General features: G+C 34.2%; 18 protein-coding genes. 9 read left to right on the top strand and 9 right to left on the bottom strand.

The window, feature by feature from the left end; translation table 11 throughout:
• Positions 1–7 precede the first annotated feature (7 nt).
• The 4 genes from SUSAZ_06360 to SUSAZ_06345 are packed head-to-tail and all read right to left on the bottom strand — an operon-like array spanning position 8 to position 3171.
• A complete protein-coding gene (locus tag SUSAZ_06360) occupies positions 8–1084 on the bottom strand; it encodes a radical SAM protein (protein AHC51599.1) in 1077 nt (358 codons plus the stop codon).
• A 45-nt stretch (positions 1085–1129) separates the two neighbouring features.
• Positions 1130–2560 (bottom strand): glutamyl-tRNA(Gln) amidotransferase, encoded by a 1431-nt coding sequence (locus tag SUSAZ_06355; protein ID AHC51598.1) that lies wholly within the window; start codon positions 2558–2560, stop codon positions 1130–1132.
• Between the two features lies 1 nt (position 2561).
• A complete protein-coding gene (locus SUSAZ_06350) occupies positions 2562–2855 on the bottom strand; it encodes a glutamyl-tRNA amidotransferase subunit C (GenBank protein ID AHC51597.1) in 294 nt (97 codons plus the stop codon).
• Entirely contained in the window at positions 2839–3171 is a 333-nt protein-coding gene (locus tag SUSAZ_06345) for a dihydroorotate dehydrogenase (GenBank protein ID AHC51596.1), read from the bottom strand. Before SUSAZ_06345 ends, SUSAZ_06350 begins: the two co-directional genes overlap by 17 nt.
• A gap of 44 nt (positions 3172–3215) precedes the next feature.
• On the opposite strand from SUSAZ_06345, the gene SUSAZ_06340 reads away from it, so the two are divergent.
• Both SUSAZ_06340 and SUSAZ_06335 read left to right on the top strand, forming a co-directional pair.
• Positions 3216–3593: a hypothetical protein gene (locus SUSAZ_06340; protein ID AHC51595.1), complete on the top strand. Its 378-nt coding sequence runs from the start codon at positions 3216–3218 to the stop codon at positions 3591–3593.
• The gene (locus SUSAZ_06335) at positions 3553–5181 is read left to right on the top strand and encodes a DNA methylase (GenBank protein ID AHC51594.1); all 1629 of its coding nucleotides are present in this window, start codon (positions 3553–3555) and stop codon (positions 5179–5181) included. Before SUSAZ_06340 ends, SUSAZ_06335 begins: the two co-directional genes overlap by 41 nt.
• Here the strand turns inward: SUSAZ_06335 and SUSAZ_06330 are convergent.
• The gene (locus SUSAZ_06330) at positions 5139–5645 is read right to left on the bottom strand and encodes a hypothetical protein (protein ID AHC51593.1); all 507 of its coding nucleotides are present in this window, start codon (positions 5643–5645) and stop codon (positions 5139–5141) included. The genes SUSAZ_06335 and SUSAZ_06330 overlap by 43 nt on opposite strands.
• An 85-nt stretch (positions 5646–5730) precedes the next feature.
• Here SUSAZ_06330 and SUSAZ_06325 point away from each other — a divergent pair, with 85 nt between their 5' ends.
• Positions 5731–6012 carry a hypothetical protein gene (locus SUSAZ_06325; protein ID AHC51592.1) on the top strand — a complete coding sequence of 94 codons (282 nt, stop codon included), beginning with the start codon at positions 5731–5733 and terminating at the stop codon, positions 6010–6012.
• Here the strand turns inward: SUSAZ_06325 and SUSAZ_06320 are convergent.
• Both SUSAZ_06320 and SUSAZ_06315 read right to left on the bottom strand, forming a co-directional pair.
• Entirely contained in the window at positions 5987–6313 is a 327-nt protein-coding gene (locus SUSAZ_06320) for a hypothetical protein (GenBank protein ID AHC51591.1), read from the bottom strand. The genes SUSAZ_06325 and SUSAZ_06320 overlap by 26 nt on opposite strands.
• Positions 6314–6397: 84 nt before the next feature.
• A complete protein-coding gene (locus SUSAZ_06315; GenBank protein ID AHC51590.1) occupies positions 6398–6691 on the bottom strand; it encodes a DNA-binding protein in 294 nt (97 codons plus the stop codon).
• 317 nt (positions 6692–7008) lie between these two features.
• Between SUSAZ_06315 and SUSAZ_06310 the strand changes: the two genes are divergently transcribed.
• A complete protein-coding gene (locus SUSAZ_06310) occupies positions 7009–10470 on the top strand; it encodes a topoisomerase (GenBank protein ID AHC51589.1) in 3462 nt (1153 codons plus the stop codon).
• Here the strand turns inward: SUSAZ_06310 and SUSAZ_06305 are convergent.
• Together SUSAZ_06305 and SUSAZ_06300 are read right to left on the bottom strand one after the other, a co-directional pair.
• Positions 10435–10707 (bottom strand): DNA-binding protein, encoded by a 273-nt coding sequence (locus SUSAZ_06305; protein ID AHC51588.1) that lies wholly within the window; start codon positions 10705–10707, stop codon positions 10435–10437. The two genes, SUSAZ_06310 and SUSAZ_06305, sit on opposite strands and share 36 nt — an antisense overlap.
• A gap of 102 nt (positions 10708–10809) precedes the next feature.
• Positions 10810–13614 (bottom strand): ATP-dependent helicase, encoded by a 2805-nt coding sequence (locus SUSAZ_06300; GenBank protein ID AHC51587.1) that lies wholly within the window; start codon positions 13612–13614, stop codon positions 10810–10812.
• A 70-nt stretch (positions 13615–13684) separates the two neighbouring features.
• Between SUSAZ_06300 and SUSAZ_06295 the strand changes: the two genes are divergently transcribed.
• From SUSAZ_06295 to SUSAZ_06275, 5 genes are all read left to right on the top strand, one after another.
• On the top strand, positions 13685–13924 hold the full coding sequence (locus SUSAZ_06295) for a hypothetical protein (GenBank protein AHC51586.1): 240 nt from the start codon (positions 13685–13687) through the stop codon (positions 13922–13924).
• Between the two features lie 107 nt (positions 13925–14031).
• Positions 14032–15480, top strand: a complete 1449-nt coding sequence (locus SUSAZ_06290; protein AHC51585.1) for a tRNA-splicing ligase RtcB — start codon at positions 14032–14034, stop codon at positions 15478–15480.
• On the top strand, positions 15477–16412 hold the full coding sequence (locus SUSAZ_06285; GenBank protein AHC51584.1) for a deoxyhypusine synthase: 936 nt from the start codon (positions 15477–15479) through the stop codon (positions 16410–16412). The genes SUSAZ_06290 and SUSAZ_06285 overlap by 4 nt, the downstream gene beginning before the upstream one ends.
• A gap of 35 nt (positions 16413–16447) precedes the next feature.
• The gene (locus tag SUSAZ_06280; GenBank protein AHC51583.1) at positions 16448–18046 is read left to right on the top strand and encodes a DNA topoisomerase VI subunit B; all 1599 of its coding nucleotides are present in this window, start codon (positions 16448–16450) and stop codon (positions 18044–18046) included.
• Entirely contained in the window at positions 18043–19203 is a 1161-nt protein-coding gene (locus SUSAZ_06275) for a DNA topoisomerase VI subunit A (GenBank protein AHC51582.1), read from the top strand. Before SUSAZ_06280 ends, SUSAZ_06275 begins: the two co-directional genes overlap by 4 nt.
• Positions 19204–19215 lie beyond the last annotated feature (12 nt).

Here is a 19215-nt window from a genome sequence, read left to right as displayed (position 1 = left end):
GGGCTTTTCAAATTCCACCCTCCGTACAACTTTCTTCTGCTTCCTTATATTCTCCATTCATATCATCTTCTGTGTCCTTTGTGCTCCAATTCCACTTCTCTGACCATGCATTTCCTATTTGGATTGGTTTATCAAGCCTGCTCAGTAAAAGTATTCTACTAGGAACATGTTCTGATATTATCTTATAACCCGTGTAATTAGCTAAGATTTTAGAAAACTCTCTGATTTCATTATGTTTTGGCATAGCATCCTTCGTTAATCTATATGTGGAGGGTCCTACATGCATATAAGATTTTACTTCTATGTAAGTGGGTTGTGATAGTTCAATAAGTTTTGCAAAATCTTTTGCATCTTCCTCACTCATGTTATACCCTTTTATCATTGTCATTCTAATTACTGTTGGAGAGCTGAAACTTGGAAGGATTTTTAGGGTCTCTAAGAACAGTTCCCATGAATTAGGAACTATAGGTCTATTCATTATCTTATGTTTTTTATAGTTTGGTGCCTGTATGGATACAAAAAGCTGTGTTGGTTCCTCCTCCAAGCTTGCCAATATATCAGGTCTTACACCACTTGTGACCAGAAATGTAGTTAATCCTTTCCTATGATACTCTTTAATTAGCTCTCCAATTCTATTGTATAAAGTAGGTTCTCCTGTAAGGCTAATTGCTACGTGTCTTGGCATAGACGCATCTATAACTTTATTTTTAGGAACACCGTTTCTTCCAAAGTATCCTGAAACTGCCCTCTTATGTTCCTCTATTGATCTCTCCACAATAATTTCAGGTTCATCCTCTATCGGAATTTTAGTCTCGTCCCACTCAATACCTATATCCTCAGGCTCCAATCTCCAGCAGTGTATACATCTGAACCAGCACCATGCAGCAGAGGGAGACATTTGTACACATCTATGGCTTTCTATACCATAGAACTTACCCTTATAGCAGTATCTACCAGTAGTCAAAGCTTCATGAGTCCAATGACATTTTTTATACACGCTGTGGCTTCCCACTACATGATATTTCTCCTTCTCCAGCTCTTTCATAATTATGCTAAACGTATCTATCTTTAATTGTCCTTCCATCAGTAAAAACTATTTAGTTAAGTAAAAAAGCTTTATGTAGGCGCTTTAAATATTAGCTGTTAAATTGTAATATTTAGATATTTTTTCTATGTTTTTAGAAATGTTTATCAATCTATAGTCTGACAGATAACTACCCATCAACTGCAAACCTATTGGTAGATTATTGTAAAATCCTATAGGTTGTGATAGAGCAGGTACACCAGCCAAATTTGCTATAACGGTGTTAAGATCCATTGCGTACATTTTTAGTGGATCTCCTACTACTTCTCCTAATTTTGGAGGAATTATTGGCATTGTTGGTGACGCAATGAAGTCATATTGCTTTAGGATTCTATCTATCTCATCTTTTATCAACCTTCTCACTTTCAATGCCTTAATATAATATTGTTCATAATATCCTGCACTTAAGATGAAGCTACCAAGCATAATTCTTCTTTTAACCTCTATTCCAAATCCTTCTCCTCTATTTTTTCCATAAGTATCTTTCCAAATTCCATCATGATGTGCGCTATATCCATACCTAACTCCATCGAATCTAGCTAGATTAGAGCTAGCTTCCGACATTGCAATAATATAATATGCTGGTAATGCATACTCTGCCAATTTAAATTCTATGTAATCTATTGATACTCCTTCTGAAACGAGTTTATCTAATATCTCATTGAACGCTGATGTTACCGGTTTTTCTGAAGCCTCGACTATATCCTTAAGAACAGCTATTTTAATGTTCTTTAGATCAACTTTAGATGAACCGTCACGTTTATACTCATTTTTATTTATATTTATGCTAGTAGCATCTCTCCAATCTTCACCTGCTATAACATCATATAATAATTCTAGGTCTTCTGCATTTTTAGCCATAGGACCTATTTGCTCTAAACTGTTTGCATATGCAATTAGTCCATATCTACTAACTGTTCCGTAAGAGGGCTTCAAGCCAAATACTCCGTTAAAGGCTGCAGGAGCTCGTATTGATCCTCCTGTATCACTACCTAATGCTAATTCCACAATTCCACTAGCTAGAACTGCGCCACTTCCTCCGGAAGATCCTCCAGGTGTTCTTTCCAAATCCCATGGGTTTTTTGTGGGACCAAAATAACTTGTTTCGGTAGTTGATCCCATTGCAAACTCGTCCATATTAGTCTTTCCTATTATTACTGCACCCTCGCTTTTGAGTTTCTCTATAACTGTTGCGTCATAAGGTGGAATATAGTCCTCTAATATCTTAGAAGCACATGTGGTTCTGATTCCTAAAGTAGAAATGTTATCTTTGATCGCGATCAATATTCCTGCTAATTTCCCATATTTTTTACTAATATTTTTCTTCACTTCATCTATTATTTCCTGCCTATTTCTTATTGTTATAAAGCTGTGTATTAGCTTTTCAACTCTTTCTATTTTTTCATATGTTTTTTCTACGTAATCCTCAGGAGTCAAATTTCCGCTCTTTAGGCTTTCCACTATATCTTCAATCAAGTTACTCACCGTAAGTTCTTGGTCCGACTATGTATCCGTTTTCCTTTCTTTTTACATTCTGTAAAGCTTCATCTCTGTTTAATGGTTTCAAAGGCTCGTCTTTTCTTAATTTTCCGCTTGAAATAGGGTGAAATAAAGGCTCTACATCTTTTAATTCTAACTCATTAATTTTTTCAAAGAAGTCTATAATCCTCTGCAAATCATTTGAAATTTTGTCCTTTTCTTCATTTTTTAGTCTAATAAGAGCTAACTGCTCTAATTTACTTAAATAACTCTCATCAATCTTTATTTTCATCTAATGTCACGCTCTCTTTGATCCAATCTAAATATTTGTCAAACCCTTCATTAAAATTAATTATTATAATTTCGGGTATCTTGTAAGGATGAAGTTCCTTAATTCTTTGTATTAACTTTTGTGTCATGCTACTATGGCTCTTAATCAAAAGTAGAATCTCGTCATCTGCAGTAGTCTTTCCTTCCCATACATAATAGGATTTAATATAAGGAACTATATTTACACAAGCAGCTACTCTCTCATCAACTAAAGTTTTTGCAATTTTGTTAGCAGACTCCATGGTATTTGTGGTGGTTAGAACAAGTATGTAAGTCATCTCAATTAAGCATATAAGTCAAAGGTATAAAATAGTTAATAATTGTGAAACTAAGGGAGCTTTTATCAGAGGTTAGTATAAAGGGTTTTAAAGAGGCTCTATTATTAGGTTTATCTGAAGCTGAGGAGTTAGGAAAAGATATTCTAGGTATCACTTTGTCTAATGGCTATGGAATTATTTTTTACGTAGATCCTTTTAACGACGAGATTATTTATACTTTTTTGTACATTAAAAATGAAATTAAAGATGAAAATCTAAAGTTATGTTGTTTATTTAATACAGGAGATAATACCTATTTTATTTACCAAATCTTAAATTTCAATGAGTTTATAAAAAAGTATTGTGACGGTCTTGAAGTAATTTATGTAGAAGTGATAAAGGATGACCTTGAAGACTTTTTACATTCAACAATGGATAGATAATGAAACTTTTAAAAAACTCTTGACATTTTGTAGATTTTTAGGCAGAGATTCCAATAATGGGTCAATTTTTGTAATAGATGTGGATCGTGCTATAAAAAATGGAATTAGATTAATTGATATAAAGAATATATTAGAAGAGATTGGAGTTGAATTTTCAGAGGAGGATTTTGAAAGTCTAAAAAAATACTTGCCTTCTTACGACGTAGAATTCGAATTAAACTCTGAAGGACTTATAATTAAACCACATGTGTATTTAATGGAATTAATCAAAGATTATTATGAGCAAAAGATTATTAAATATGATAAAACAAGGAAGATCTTTATAACGTTCCCTTACTATTATGTTTTCTTGAAATCAAGATTTGAAGAAAATGGATTGATAGTTAAGCCATTGGATTTGCAATTCGATGTTTTGGATTTAGAGTTTAAAGGTGAATTAAGAGAGTACCAAAAAGAAGCACTGTCAAAATGGTTAGAAAAGGGGTCAGGTGTAATAGCTCTCCCCACAGGAGCAGGGAAAACCTTAATTGGTATAAGTGCTGCATGTGCTGTTAAGCAAAGTACATTAATAGTGACATACACTAAGGAGCAGATGTTACAGTGGAGAGATGCTTTCATAAGATTCACCAATATAGAAAAACGCAAGATTGGGCTATACTACTCAGAGAAAAAAGAGATTAGACCTATAACAATATCAACTTACCAGACTGCATATAGGCATATTCAAGAACTTTCATACAAATTCGATGTTCTGGTTATCGATGAGGCTCATCATTTACCTGCTGAAAAATTTAAAAGAATAGCCCTTAACTCTATAGCTACCAAGAGACTAGGTTTATCGGCTACTCCGTATAGAGATGATGGAAAGCATGAAGAACTTTTTAAGTTTATGGGTGGTTTAATTTATTTTAAATCTCCTCAGGAATTAATCGAGAAGGGTTATTTAGCTCCATATGAAGTTGTTCAAGAAAAGGTTCAACTATCAATTGATGAAAGAATGATGTACAACGAGCTACTAAATAAATTTAAAAAATATTCTAAATCAAGAAAAGTCTCAGAACTGCTTATGTTGGCAAAAAAAGGTGACAGTGATGCTATAGAAGCCTTAAAGATATATAACGAGATGCGTAAACTTGTAAATCTTGCTAAACAGAAAATAGACGCTGTAAAGAAGATTGTAGAGAATGAAAAAGGTAATAAGATTTTAATATTTACACAATATGTAGATCAGGCTGAAGAAATTGCTAGGGCTATTAATGGTCTTTTGATAACAGGAAAAATTTCTAAGAGCGAAAGAGAAAGAATACTTAACATTTTTAAGAGTATGAAGAGCGGAGTTTTAGTATTGACCACTGTAGGTGACGAAGGACTAGATATACCTGATGCGAATGTAGGTATAATAGTTACTGGAACTGGGTCAAGAAGGCAGTTTATTCAAAGATTAGGTAGATTACTAAGACCCGGTGTTAATAAAAAGGCAAGGCTCTATGAAATAATGGTTAGGGGTACTGCAGAAGAATATCAGGCATTAAAACGCAAGGAGACTCAAATGGATATGTTTCTGTCGTCAGCTGATGATGATATATAATAATATAAAGAATACGCGAACAATTCCAAATACTTCTTATAGTCTACACTTGGTATAATAACTAAATTTCCAGCTAAGTATACTAACGGAACATCCTGAACTGAGATTATGGGCTGTGCTTTAACCTTAATTTTAAGGATTTTTATCTCTAGCTCTTTAGGCAGTAATTTCTTTAAAGTGAAAGCTGTAAGTAAGTTTTCATGGACTTTGATTTCTCCTTTTATTAAGTCTCTTCCTTCTAAAAATTCAATTCGTTCATTCCCTTTAACTATATATCCATCTACCCAATTTGGGCTTTCAATTAAATTCTTACAATTTTCTGATATTACAGATAAAGGCGGAAATTGTATTAACTGTTTGTTTATCTTTAGTGTTGCAGGATATACTAGTATGATATCTCCTTTTTCTACTTTTTGATACTCAGTTGGTCTACAAATTTTAGCTCCAACATCAACATATGGCATATTAACATATATTAACTCTTATTACCTATCTAAAAATGTAGTGATAGGTCTCGTAAGGTCTGAGAAATGATGATTAACTAGGCTGTTGATTATGAGATGGCTAAAGAAGAGGGAAATAATAATATATTTTCTACTTTACAAGAAATTTGAAACCGAAAAATTCAATATAGGTGAAGCTATACAAATCCTTTCACCATATTTCTCAAAGAAGGTTTCAATAAATGTGATCAGATATTTAACCAAAGTTGGTCTCGTAATAAAATTAAATGAGACTGAATATAGATTGTTATCCATGGAGGAATATCTTTTAGAAATATCAGTAAGTTACATTAGTAGAAGAGCTACTCTTCATCATAAAACTCAATAGTTATCTTCACTTTCACTTCCTTTCTACTTAGTGGTGGTATATTTTGTCCAAAGTCCACTCCTACATTAACAGGATTTCCCATGGAGTCATTGAATCTTACTTCAGCCACATAATGCTTCTTTGGACCTTGAGATAATGATTGCATTAAGTCGTTATATAATCTGGATATAGCCATTTGTAGTGAAAGAGGGCTAGCAAAGTCTTCTGGTTTTAACTGTACAGAAACTAAATTTCCTAAAACTTCTCCAATCTTAGCTTTACCTTCAAATTCTACCTTATATGAAGGTTGATTTGAAGACATTACTTCTCAATATTATGTTACTAATCTAACACTTTTAAGTTATTCATAACAAGAAAAGGGTTCATAAAAACCTTAACTATCTTTTTATGCCTTTTTTCTTATTCCTATTTCTATTGTGGAAACTCTAGACTGCCTTCCGTCCTGGCTGGTTACAACTTGGCTTCCTATTCTAATCTCTTTTACCTCTATTTTGTCTGGTAAGAATCTGTTCCTCACTATTTCTACAGTGTCAACTGCTTTGCTTATTGCTCTGCCTCTAGCTTTTATTGTTATCTCACTTACACCCTGATTTAGTAGAGTTAGGGCTGCTAATACATAGTTCATTACAGGTTTTTTACCTACCAATACTACATTGCTTGGGGTTGCGCCTGAACTCACTTAAACCACCTATCGCATTATCAGAAGGTAAATAGGATAATAAAGTTATCTAGCTTATACGCATTTACAAGAGTGATTTTTATGAGTTCGTCAATATTAAAATGAGAATATTAAAATTAATATTATTAGTTCTAGATTAGTAGCAAAGAATGTTATGCAGATAATCATGTCTGAAAAGCTTTGAATTATATAATGTTTTCATATATTAAAATATAAAACAAACCGAATTATTCTAAATCGAGTTACTGCTTATGTAGTCAAAAGTAACATTTAGTCCTCATATTTATAAGATCATACTATCTAACGGAAATGCTAGAATGCTAAAAGTGAACTACCTATTTGGTTGCCCTAACTGTAATGGCTCAATATCTGTTGACAGACTTCATGCAGGTATTCCTTGCGAGACCTGCCTTCCTGGTACTGTGGAGAAATTAGATATCAGGACTATTTATGATTTACTTGTTAAATACTCTACATTGAAAGGCTACTCTGAGCTCTACATGGATCTGGAAATGTATGATGATATATTGAGACTCTTTAAGAAAATTGTAGGAGGAGAGCCATGGTCTTTACAGAGATATTGGTTAAACAAATTAATAAGAGGAGAAAGTTTCTCCCTATCAGCTCCTACAGGTGTTGGAAAGACAACTACGCTTATAGTATATTCTGTATATAGTCACACAACTTCTCTATTTGTAGTACCAACAAAATCTCTAAGAGATCAAATATGCGAAAAACTAAAGAAAATAAGTCATTTAGTAAGTTGTAATAAGCCTGAGGAGGACAAAGTTAACGTAGTCACATTTCATTCTATAAATAAGAATATTGACGAATTCGTTGGAATAAAGCCTAAACTGCTAATGGTGGACGATGCAGATATGATATTAAAGAGTGGGAAAACAACAGAGAGAATAGCTAAAGTTCTTCAGATCCCCCAGGAAGTTTTCGACGATACTATCAAGATGTTAAGGCTCAAAAGAATGTTAAGGTTTAAAGAAGACGAGGACCTGATAAATCAGGTAAAGGAGTTAGAATCGAAAATCCTAGGATATAAATCATCTGTGCAGTTTATAGTTTCCAGTGCTACACTAAAACCTAAAGGATATAAGCAGATGGCGTTAAGATTTTTAGTAGGTTTCGAGCCATCTACCATACAAATATATAATAGGAACGTTATAGATAGTTTTACCTACTCCAAGAACGTAAATGAACTAGTAAGGGAAATCGGTGACGTAGGGGGTCTTATTTTAGTTAGTAAAGATTATGGCAAGAAATACGTTGAACAAATAACTGACAATCTAAACGCAGAAGGATATAGAGCTATGAAGGCTATATCAGGGAGGAAATTCTTGGAAAAGTTTAGTAATGGTGATGTAGATTTTCTTGTTGGCTCAGCTAGCTATTACGGAGTTGCAGTTAGGGGAATAGATGAACCAAAAAGGCTAAAATATGTCATATTTTACGGTGTTCCCAAAACTAAGCTACCTTTAGAGGACTCTCTAAATAATCCATTAACTGCATTAAAAATAGGAGAGTTGTTAAAATTGGATGTTACAGAATATAGAAAAAGACTCATTTATTTGAGTCCTGCAGAACTTCAAGCTGTAAAAATAGCATTACGAAATAAAGTTTCATTAAATGGAAAACTAGGTGAGTTAGTAGAAGATTTAGCAAAACTTAAGGATATTATACTAGATACTATAAAAGCGAACAAGATCGATAAATTAGTATCAGATTCTTTCGTCATAAAGAAAGATACGAATAAACACTATATATTCTTCCCAGATATAATAACATACATACAAGGTTCTGGTAGAAGTAGTAGAATCATGAATGGCGGTCTTACACTAGGTTTAAGCGTAGTTCTTGTTGACGATTTGGAATTATTTGATATTCTCAATAAGAAGCTAAGACGTATAGCTGAAATTGCCTTTATGAATTTCAACGAGCTGAAACTTGACGAAGTAAGAGAGAAGTTAAACAAGAGCAGAAGTAATGGCTCTGAATGCAGAAGTATGAACTTTAAAACAGCCCTATTGGTTGTAGAGTCACCTACTAAAGCTAGAACTATATCCAAGATTTTTGGTAGAGGAGTCAGGAGAGAAATATATGGAATACCAGTATACGAAACCATAATTATAGATGATCATAGTAATACTATCATATATACTAATATAATAGCCTCTAAGGGTCACTTAACTGATCTCACCACTGAAGAATTAGGTTATTACGGCGTCGAAATTAACGATAAGGACATTGTTGTTAACTATTCTCCTCTGTATAGATGCATGAGTTGTGGAAAAACAATAACCAAGAAAGTATCCACTTGTCCCTACTGTGGATCGAGTATGATAAATTCCTCGGAGAAGATTGTTAACGCTATAAGGCTCATTAGTACAGAAGTAGATGAGGTTTATATAGCTACTGATCCTGATCAAGAGGGAGAAAAAATAGCTTATGATATCTACTCTCTGATATCACCATATAATCAAAATATCTTTAGAATATCTTATAATGAAATAACTAAAACAGCTGTTCTTAACGCAATAAAAAGCAAAGCAAAAATAAATGAGAGTCTAGTTAAGGCTCAAATTGCTAGAAGAATTGAAGATAGATGGATAGGGTTCGAGTTGAGCAGTATCCTTAGATCAGCGCTTAATGATAACAATAACGGTACAGGAAGAGTTCAGGGTCCAGTCTTAAAATGGGTTGTAGGAAAAACCTCGGAGTATAAGGCGAACATTGGATACGTGGTTGACATAAACATTGGAGATTATGTTATAAGAAAATTCTTCAAGACTAAGAAAGATGCAGAAACTTTCATTAGCCAATTAAACGTAAAGATTGCGAAGCTTGCCGAAAGAACCTCAACTATAGACCCTCTACCTCCATTCACTACAGACTCACTGCTAATTGACGCTTACAGTAAATTTAGGATTAATAGTTCATTAGCTATGAAGGTTGCTCAAGAACTATTTGAAGCTGGGCTTATAACGTACCATAGGACAGACAGTATACATATTTCGCCTTACGGAATTTCTATAGCTAGAGAATATTTGGAAAAGATAGGTAGTAATGATTTTGTAGGCAGAAGCTGGGGTAATGAAGGAGCACATGAAGCTATAAGACCAACAAGATCAATGGACGTAGAGGAATTAAGAAAAGAGATTGAAGAAAATCCATTCCAATTTGGCATAAAGTTTACATGGGCACATTATAGGCTATACGATCTTATATTTAGGAGGTTTATAGGAAGTCAGATGTCGTCTGCCACAGCAATATATACGACCTATGAGATAAACATTAATGGTGAGTTATACACGGTAGAGCTTCCTACAAAAGTGCATGGAGGTTTCTCTTCAGTATACGGAATAAGAGTTTATAATTTGGACGAGAACCGCTTAACAACTAGAATAAGAAAGGGCTCATTAGTATCTTTACTAACATATGCGGATGTAATAAGGTTGATGAAAGATACGAATATAGGTAGACCAAGTACATATGTTAGAACTGTCCAGTCATTAATAAGACATGGATATGTAGTGGAGAGTAAGAAGAGGTCATTCTTAATAGCTACTAATAAAGGCCAGAGAGTCTATGAAATCCTTAACAAGTATTTCTCAGATATGGTGAGTGAGAATAGAACTAGTCATTTGATCACAAAGATAGATAAGATTAACAGAAATGAATTAAATGCAGAAGACGTCATTATGGATCTGTTGAACGAGATTAAGAATATTAAATTAGTAAATCCTCTTCAATCGGAGCAATATATATGATATTCTGCGTCTATCTTTGACTTCACTCCCTATATCTACTTTTTCTAATCTTACACCTTCTTTAAGCCTATCGACTAGTTGGTTATAAACTTCTATAGCTTTATTTATCTCCTGGCCACTTCCTCTAATTTCTACCTCTTCATATCCTTGGTTAAAGAGTATTATTGTATCTAGTACATAATCCTCTATTCTTTTAGATTTGGTAATAACAATTTCATTTGGTTTTTTTGTGGACATTTATGGGTCGTTTAAAAATGAGACATGTGGAAAAATAAATCTGTGCTTTGTGTTCATATCAGAAACACGGGCCTTTATCACCAATCTATTGAAAGGGCCTCATCATCCAAACCTGGTATTCTGTATGTAGCTAACTGCATTTAAAATTAAAAACTTTATTACATTTTTATTAACGAAGTAATATCTAGGAGATATAGACATAACAAGTGGATCACTTGGGTCTTTTAGTTTCAATTCAAAAACTTCATCGTAAGGTATTCTTCTCGTAACATTTTCAGGGTTTTCCACTAATTCCTTAACTCTAAATACAATTTCAATATTTCCTTCATTGTTAATAGGTCTGATCACTGCAACATATGTCTCGTCAAGTTTTATGGGTTCAAAAGAGTTATAGTAGTCTCCTGTCTCTACTATCTCTTCAAAATCCTCTAATAATACCCATCTCATGTCTTTCGTATCTATGTCTATAAAGTTACATGTTCTGTATTTTGAGTCATACTTTCTCATTTTCTTTAATCTACTTTCCAGGCTCTTTTCTGAAATTCCTAGCATTTCGGATAACTCGCTTACTGTATAAGCTCCTCCTTTCATTGCTTGATAAATCCTTATGCTCAAATCTGTAATCCATGGTCTAAGTGGGGTATGATTGAGTACAGCTCTTCCAAGTGGGGAGATTCCCTCTATATGTATGATGTCGATATCTTTGTTCTTTATCATTTTAATATATTTTAACGTATTTTTAATGCTGAAATATTTATATACTGTCTGCTTTATTGCCTCTTTAATTAATAACTTATCATCATGAAGTGAGACATTTCCTATCTTGCCGAAACTGTATTTAATTTCTTTCAATACTGTATAAAACAAAGGAGATCTCATGATTGACTTTATAATTAATTTCCTTAGTTCATCCTCATTCATATTCAATATCTCACTCATTAGATCATTTTCTACTCCTCTTATGGAGAAACCATATATAGAAGATCTAACCGAAACGTTTAGTGAAAGATCTTTCGTTGCTAAATATAGAAGTAAATGAGCTAATGTATTTGAGACTTTCTCGTTGATAAGTGTTGCATAAATTATCTCATTTTTATCTTTTTCGACATAAATAGTTTTTCTATTAGGTAATGGAAGTCCGTGTAAAATATAGAAATTAACAAAATTTTTGAGATCGTTCTTTGCCGCATTATTTATAATATTCAGATCCAAATACCTTTTGTAGTTACGTATAACTTTACTTATCTTTTTAGGTAAAAGATTTGATCTTGATACGTTTTCTCCTTTCCATATAGGTATTTCTCCTTCTCCATCATTTGCAGGAACAACTGTTATAGTCATCTTATTTAGGTCAATTGAGACAATTCTCCAGAGTTTACCGCTTATTCTAATTGTATCATTATTTCTTAAATGCTTATAGACATAAATCGCATCTATTTCACCAACAGTCTTATTCTCGAACCTAAGTAAAAATGTCTCATCACTACTTACAAACGAGAAGAACTCTGAAAAATCCTTCATCCATGCTAACTTATTATTTTTATTGAAACTCCAGATTTTGAAAAATGTTTTTCCTACTTTTACTCTATTTCCCTCAACTTTCAGTAAATTATTGTTTGCTAGATATTCGATGAGTTTTAAAAATTCTTCAAATGATAGTGCTCTAAAATACGTAGAAGAGCTGATTATGGAGTAAAGTCTATTCACATCTACTTCTCCATATTGTAAGGCTATACCTATAGCTTCTCTGGCAACGACATCAAGAAATGGCATTACTTTTCCGCTCTCTAACTTACCTTGCATAGCAAGCTCAGAAAGTGCCAAACTTTCTATGACCTCATGATCATATAAACATAATATTTCGCCACAAGAGACATGATCTATCAAATGCCCACTTCTTCCCAATCTCTGTAAGAAAGATGACACACTTGGTGGAGGTCTATACATTATAACTTTTTTAACATCTCCTACATGTATTCCAAGCTCTAGCGTTCTTGTGCAAATAACTAAATTCGCTCTACCTTCCCTTAAATTTTCCTCCACTTTATTCTTATCATCTCTAGATATAGACGAATGATGGACAAAAACAGAAGGTATGTTATATTTTTCTAATTCTTCAAATAGTCGCTCTGTGCTAAAACGTGAATTTGTAAATAATAAGGTAGGTTTTTCTATCTTATTAATAACCGTTTTTGCTATTGTGGTCCAAGTTTCTCCTTGATGTTCTAATTTATGTATTTTTAACTCAAAATTTTTGTTTGAAGATACTTTTATTATGTTGAAGTCTCTCTGAGAAGATCCAAAAAGTAATTGAGCAACTTTCTTCTCATTACTTATAGTAGCTGATAAGCCTATTCTTTGAAAATCATTACCAGAATACTCCTTTAGTCTTTCCAATAGAACTGATAACTGTGCTCCTCTTTTAGAGTGGATGAGCTCATGTACTTCATCGATTACTACCCATTTAATATTTTTATAATTCTCCCTAAACTTAGTTGCCCAATCTAAATCTACTTCCAACCCCTCTGGGGTTGTGACAAGAATGTGGGGAACCCTTTTTAACCTTATACTCTTCTCTTTTTGGGGAACTTCCCCGTGTTTTCTACTAACTATAAAACCTAACTTGGAAGCCCACCAATCAATTCTGTGAGTTAAATCATTAATAAGTGCCTTTAATGGGGTTATGTAAAGTAAAGCTACGGGAGAGAGTGTTGTATCATTTAACATTGAGTTAAATATAGGTAATAATGCTGCTTCGGTTTTACCATAGCCCGTGGGGGCTATGATTAAAACATTTTTACCCAATAGAATGGGTGAGAGTGTTTTCTTTTGTATTGATGTTAGGTCATCCCATCCTTTTTCACGTATTAGTGATAGTAGCTTGTAGCTAAGATCATTTTTATCCACATATACCACCGGATATGTTCAATGCACATTAAACGGATATTTTTTAAAATTTAAATTCTACTATCGTCGTATGAAAAGAAGAAACGAGTGCATCGTGTGTGGTAGAATATTTTATGAAGGTCAAGGAATCAAAATAACAGTAAAAGGCAGAGATTATTTATTTCATAGTAAAGCGTGTGCGTATAAGTTCCTTAAAGAAGCTATATATGATATGGATGCAGACCAAGTCGTTGAAGCTTTTAAGACAACTGAGAAAAAATACAGTGAAATACTAGAAAAATTCAGAGAGAAAAAGAAGAAAGTAATATGAAGAGTTATCAGTACGCTCAGCGTCATCATGTTCAGTGTCCGCTATAATCATCATTAATGTAAAGTAATTTTATTAGAATATAAAGTATGATGTAAGTAGGAAACCTTATGCAGACTCAGATTAAGAGAATTGGCAATTATGAGTGGCGTATTGAAAAGGGAGCCCAGGAATGTATGAAAGTGCCAGTTACAGTTTTCGCGGATGATGTGCTTATCGATAAAATGAAACAGGACTTAACATTAAGGCAAGCTACTAATGTAGCCTGCTTACAGGGAGTGCAAGAGGCAGTATATGTACTCCCTGATGGTCATCAGGGGTATGGTTTTCCAATAGGAGGAATAGCAGCTAGTGCAATTGACGAAGAAGGTGTAGTGAGCCCAGGAGGAATAGGATATGATATAAACTGTGGTGTAAGACTACTGAGAACTAATCTGGATTATAAGGATGTTAAAGATAAGCTTAAGGATTTAGTCGAGGAAATATACAGAAACGTACCAAGTGGAGTGGGAAGTGAAGGAAGAGTAAAATTATCGTATCAACAACTTGACAATGTATTAAGCGAGGGGGTAAAATGGGCTGTTGATAATGGATATGGATGGAATAGAGACATGGGGCATATAGAGCAGAGTGGCAGTTGGAATTTAGCAGATCCATCTAAGGTAAGTCCTATAGCAAAACAGAGGGGTCATACACAATTAGGTACATTAGGAGCGGGTAATCATTTCCTTGAAATTCAGGTTGTTGATAAGATATATGATGAAAAGGTAGCTAAAGCTATAGGCATAACCCATGAAGGACAGGTAACAGTAATGGTTCATACGGGCTCCAGAGGATTAGGTCATCAAGTAGCCAGTGATTATTTACAAGTTATGGAAAGAGCAATGAAGAAATACAACATAAAGGTTCCTGATAGGGAACTTGCGGCTATACCATTTAACACTAGAGAGGCTCAAGATTATATACACGCAATGTCGTCTGCAGCAAACTTCGCATGGACTAATAGGCAAATGATAACACATTGGGCTAGAGAAAGTTTTGGTAGAGTGTATAGAATGGATCCTGAAAAATTAGATCTTAATATAGTATATGATGTAGCCCATAATATAGCAAAAATAGAGGAATACGATATAGATGGTAAGAGAAAGAAAGTTTTAGTACACAGAAAGGGAGCGACGAGAGCTTTTCCACCAGGAAGTACTGAGATTCCTGCAGATCATAGGAACGTAGGTCAAATAGTCCTCATACCAGGAAGCATGGGGACAGCAAGTTATATAATGGCAGGAATTCCGGAGGGTAGAAGAACATGGTTTACTGCACCACATGGTGCAGGAAGATGGATGTCGAGAGAAGCTGCGGTCAGAAGTTATCCAGTTAATTCAGTAGTTCAAAACCTAGAGGAGAAGGGTATTATTGTGAGGGCGGCTACTAAAAGAGTGGTAGCGGAGGAGGCACCAGGTGCATATAAAGATGTTGATAGAGTAGCGAAAGTTGCTCATGAAGTTAAGATAGCTAAATTGGTTGCAAGATTAAAACCCATAGGTGTGACTAAGGGTTGAAGAGAGAGGATTTATTAACAAACGTAGTAGACGATTTAAGCTTGGAGGATTTAAGAGATTTAAAAAATTTAGAGATAATTTTTGATAAAGTTCATGGATTTTCTGCTGAGAACGTTGTAAAGGCTGTAGAAATTTTAAGGGATTTAGTTAAGGAGGCTGATTTAAGGTTTCTTTCATTTACAGCAAATTTAGTTTCCACAGGGCTTAGAGGTCTTTTAGCAGATCTTATTAGAAGGGAATACTTTAATGTTGTGATAACTACAGGTGGTACGATAGATCATGATATTGCAAGAAGCTTTGGTGGTAGATATTACAAAGGTTCCTTTGAATTTGATGATACTATGCTCAAAGAACTAGAAATACATAGACTGGGGAACATTTTCATACCATTTGAAAATTATGGAAAAGTAATAGAAGAAGTTGTAAGGAAATATATACCTGAAATAGTCTCAGTGAGAAAAGAATGGAGCGTATACGAGTTATTATGGGAATTTGGAAAAAGGATAAATGATCAGCATTCAATTCTTAAGGCTTGCTATGAGAAAAAAGTTCCATTAATAGTTCCAGGTGTAGTAGATGGTTCGTTTGGCACGAACCTATTCATAGTTTCGCAATTTAATGGACTGAAAATTGATCTTTTCCAAGATATGCAACTCATAAAAGATCTAATATTTTCATCCAAGAAATCAGGCGCATTAATTATAGGAGGTGGAATAAGTAAGCACCATACAATATGGTGGAATCAATTCAAGGATGGCTTAGATTATGCTATATACATTACCACAGCCCAGGAATATGATGGTAGCTTAAGTGGTGCGAGACCTAGAGAAGCGATATCATGGAATAAGGTTAGACCTTCAGCACGGAGTGTAACGATTTATGCTGATGCTACCATAATACTACCTATTTTGTCAGCATCCTTATTAAGATAAAATGGTGTAAATAATAGAATCAGGAGTGATTTGCTATGCCACAAGAAGAGAAATATAGTAGCATTTCTCCCGCAGAATTCTTTAAAAGAAATCCAGAGTTAGCTGGTTTTAGTAATCCTGCTAGAGCTCTTTATCAAACTGTGAGAGAATTAATAGAAAATGCTTTGGACGCAACAGATGTTCACAATCTATTACCTTCACTTAAAATTAGCATTGAGCTCGTGGACCAACAAAAACAAATATATAAGGTAAACGTCGAAGACGATGGCATCGGTATACCGCCGCATGTTGTTCCAAACGCATTCGGAAAAGTTCTATATAGTTCCAAATATGTATTACGACAAACTAGAGGAATGTATGGACTAGGCGTTAAGGCAGCCGTATTGTACAGCCAGATGTATCAAGATAAACCACTTGAAATTTACACTTCTCCACTCAATTCTAAACGCATTTACTTCTTTAGATTAAAAATAGACGTTACTAAGAATGAGCCCGTAATAATGGAGAGGTATTCAATAAGTAACGATAAAGGGTGGCATGGAACGTCAGTAAGTATTTACCTTTTAGCTGATTGGCAACGTTCAAAGGCTAAGGTGTATGAATATGTTAAAAGAACATATATAATAGCACCATATTCTGAGATCGTTTTTAAAGACCCTGAAGGTAACGTGCTATATTTTCAGAGGCTTACCACAAAATTGCCAAAACCACCTGAGGAGGTTAAGCCTCATCCATATGGTGTAGATATTGAGCTGATAAAGTTTATGATAGCTAAAATCGATAAACCATTAGATATTAGAGACTTTTTAGTAAAAGAGTTTCAAAGTGTAGGCGATGTTACAGCTGATAAGATATTAGAACTATCTAAAATCTCTAAAAATAAAAAGATAACAAATCTGTCTGATGAAGAAATATCTAGACTAGTAGAAGTTATGAAGACTTTTGACGATTTTAGACCTCCATCTGCTGAAGCATTATCTGTGATAGGTTCTGATTTGGTAGAATTAAGCTTACAAAAGGTCTTCAACCCAGAATTTGTATCAGCTATTACCAGAAGACCAAAGGCATACCAAGGACACCCCTTCATAGTAGAAGCCGGTGTTGCTTATGGGGGAGGTATACCAGCTGCAACAGAACCTTTAGTTTTACGTTATGCAAATAAGATTCCTTTAATATATGATGAAAAATCTGATGTCATTTGGAAGGTGATAAGTGAAGAAATAGACTGGAAAAGATATGGAGTTGAAACTGACCAATATCAATTAGTTGTTATGGTTCATCTTTGTAGTACAAAAGTCCCATATAAGAGTGCAGGTAAGGAAAGTATAGCAGATGTTGAGGAAATAGAGAAGGAGATAAAGTTAGCAATAATGGATGTGGCAAGAAATCTAAAGAAATATTTGACAGAAAAGAGAAAAGAGCAAGAAGCTAAGAAAAAGCTGATAACATATTTAAAATACATACCTGAGGTTAGTAGAAGTTTAAGTATGTTCGTTGCAGGGAGTAAGGAAAAAATACCTGACACAGATAAGGTTCTCCGATCAAGATTACTTGACCTGATCATAAGAAGGTTAGAAATTGAAGATAAGAATTTAGAGGAAGAGATAAAGAAGTATAAGGTGGAAGAAGTATGACAGAGCTAGAATCTAAAGTAGATAAGGAGATAAGAAAGAAGGCTGGGAATGTTTTGAGAGAGACATTCCTAAAATTAGTTGAAATGGTTAATAATAATGAACCACCAATAATGGAAATACCAAAAAGGACCCTATCTAACACAGTCTATGATGAAAAGAGAGGATTATTAATTTTGGGGAAAGAAAAGTTAAAGAGAAACTTTCTGGACCTAAATGAGGCTAAAAGATTTATGCAGACCACGTTGATGGCAAGTATTATATACGACGCGTTGGTTAATGATGAATATCCAACTATACGCGATCTATATTATAGGGGAAAGCACTCAATAATTTTGAAAGATCCTAATGGTAGGGCTTATGAAGAAAATACATGGGATGAACAGAAAGAATCTGACAGTGTGATAGTGGATATAGAGGTATTTACGTCTCTGCTTAGGGAGGATATGTTAATACTCAGCAAGGAGAAAGGTAAGGTAGTAGGGGACATGAGGATCAGAAGCGGAAATGATGTTATAGATCTAAGCAAAATGGGTCATGGTGCGTACTCAATTGAGCCAACACCTGACTTAATAGACTTCATGGATATTAATGCAGAGTTTGTACTAGTTGTGGAGAAGGACGCAGTGTTTCAGCAGCTTCATAGGGCTGGTTTTTGGAAACAGTATAAAGCAATTTTAGTTACAAGTGCGGGTCAACCTGATAGGGCTACAAGGCGTTTCGTGAGAAGACTAAATGAAGAACTTAAACTGCCGGTTTACATATTAACAGATGCAGATCCTTATGGATGGTACATATATAGTGTGTTTAAAATAGGTTCAATTTCTCTTTCCTACGAAAGTGAGAGACTTGCAACACCTAATGCTAGATTTTTAGGTGTATCAATGACTGATATATTTGGAGACAAGGGTAAGAAGCCTTATCTTTCAGATCAAGAAAGGAGGAATTATATAATTAAAGCCAAAGATGCAGATGTAAAGAGAGCTATGGAAATAAAGAATTATGAATGGTTCAAAACTAAAGGTTGGCAGCACGAGATTTCAGTATTCTTGGACAAAAAGTCTAAGCTTGAAATAGAGGCTATGGCAAGTAAGGGTTTAAGATTTCTCGCATTTCAATACATTCCTGAAAAGATCAAGAATAGTGATTTCATAAACTGATCAGCCGAGACA

Origin of the sequence: Sulfolobus acidocaldarius SUSAZ, assembly GCA_000508305.1 — an archaeon.
GTDB lineage: Archaea > Thermoproteota > Thermoprotei_A > Sulfolobales > Sulfolobaceae > Sulfolobus > Sulfolobus acidocaldarius_A.
Note: the sequence above shows the minus strand (reverse complement) of the source record. Positions and strands in the feature narration are given on the sequence as shown.

Bases quoted from the DNA above. Each gene is read 5' to 3' on its own strand.
- SUSAZ_06360 (AHC51599.1), bottom strand. From the start codon at position 1,084: ATGGAAGGACAATTAAAGATAGATACGTTTAGCATAATTATGAAAGAG.
- SUSAZ_06350 (AHC51597.1), bottom strand. From the start codon at position 2,855: ATGAAAATAAAGATTGATGAGAGTTATTTAAGTAAATTAGAGCAGTTA.
- SUSAZ_06345 (AHC51596.1), bottom strand. From the start codon at position 3,171: ATGACTTACATACTTGTTCTAACCACCACAAATACCATGGAGTCTGCT.
- SUSAZ_06335 (AHC51594.1), top strand. From the start codon at position 3,553: ATGACCTTGAAGACTTTTTACATTCAACAATGGATAGATAATGAAACT.
- SUSAZ_06330 (AHC51593.1), bottom strand. From the start codon at position 5,645: ATGCCATATGTTGATGTTGGAGCTAAAATTTGTAGACCAACTGAGTAT.
- SUSAZ_06320 (AHC51591.1), bottom strand. From the start codon at position 6,313: ATGTCTTCAAATCAACCTTCATATAAGGTAGAATTTGAAGGTAAAGCT.
- SUSAZ_06310 (AHC51589.1), top strand. From the start codon at position 7,009: ATGCTAAAAGTGAACTACCTATTTGGTTGCCCTAACTGTAATGGCTCA.
- SUSAZ_06305 (AHC51588.1), bottom strand. From the start codon at position 10,707: ATGTCCACAAAAAAACCAAATGAAATTGTTATTACCAAATCTAAAAGA.
- SUSAZ_06295 (AHC51586.1), top strand. From the start codon at position 13,685: ATGAAAAGAAGAAACGAGTGCATCGTGTGTGGTAGAATATTTTATGAA.
- SUSAZ_06290 (AHC51585.1), top strand. From the start codon at position 14,032: ATGCAGACTCAGATTAAGAGAATTGGCAATTATGAGTGGCGTATTGAA.
- SUSAZ_06280 (AHC51583.1), top strand. From the start codon at position 16,448: ATGCCACAAGAAGAGAAATATAGTAGCATTTCTCCCGCAGAATTCTTT.
- SUSAZ_06275 (AHC51582.1), top strand. From the start codon at position 18,043: ATGACAGAGCTAGAATCTAAAGTAGATAAGGAGATAAGAAAGAAGGCT.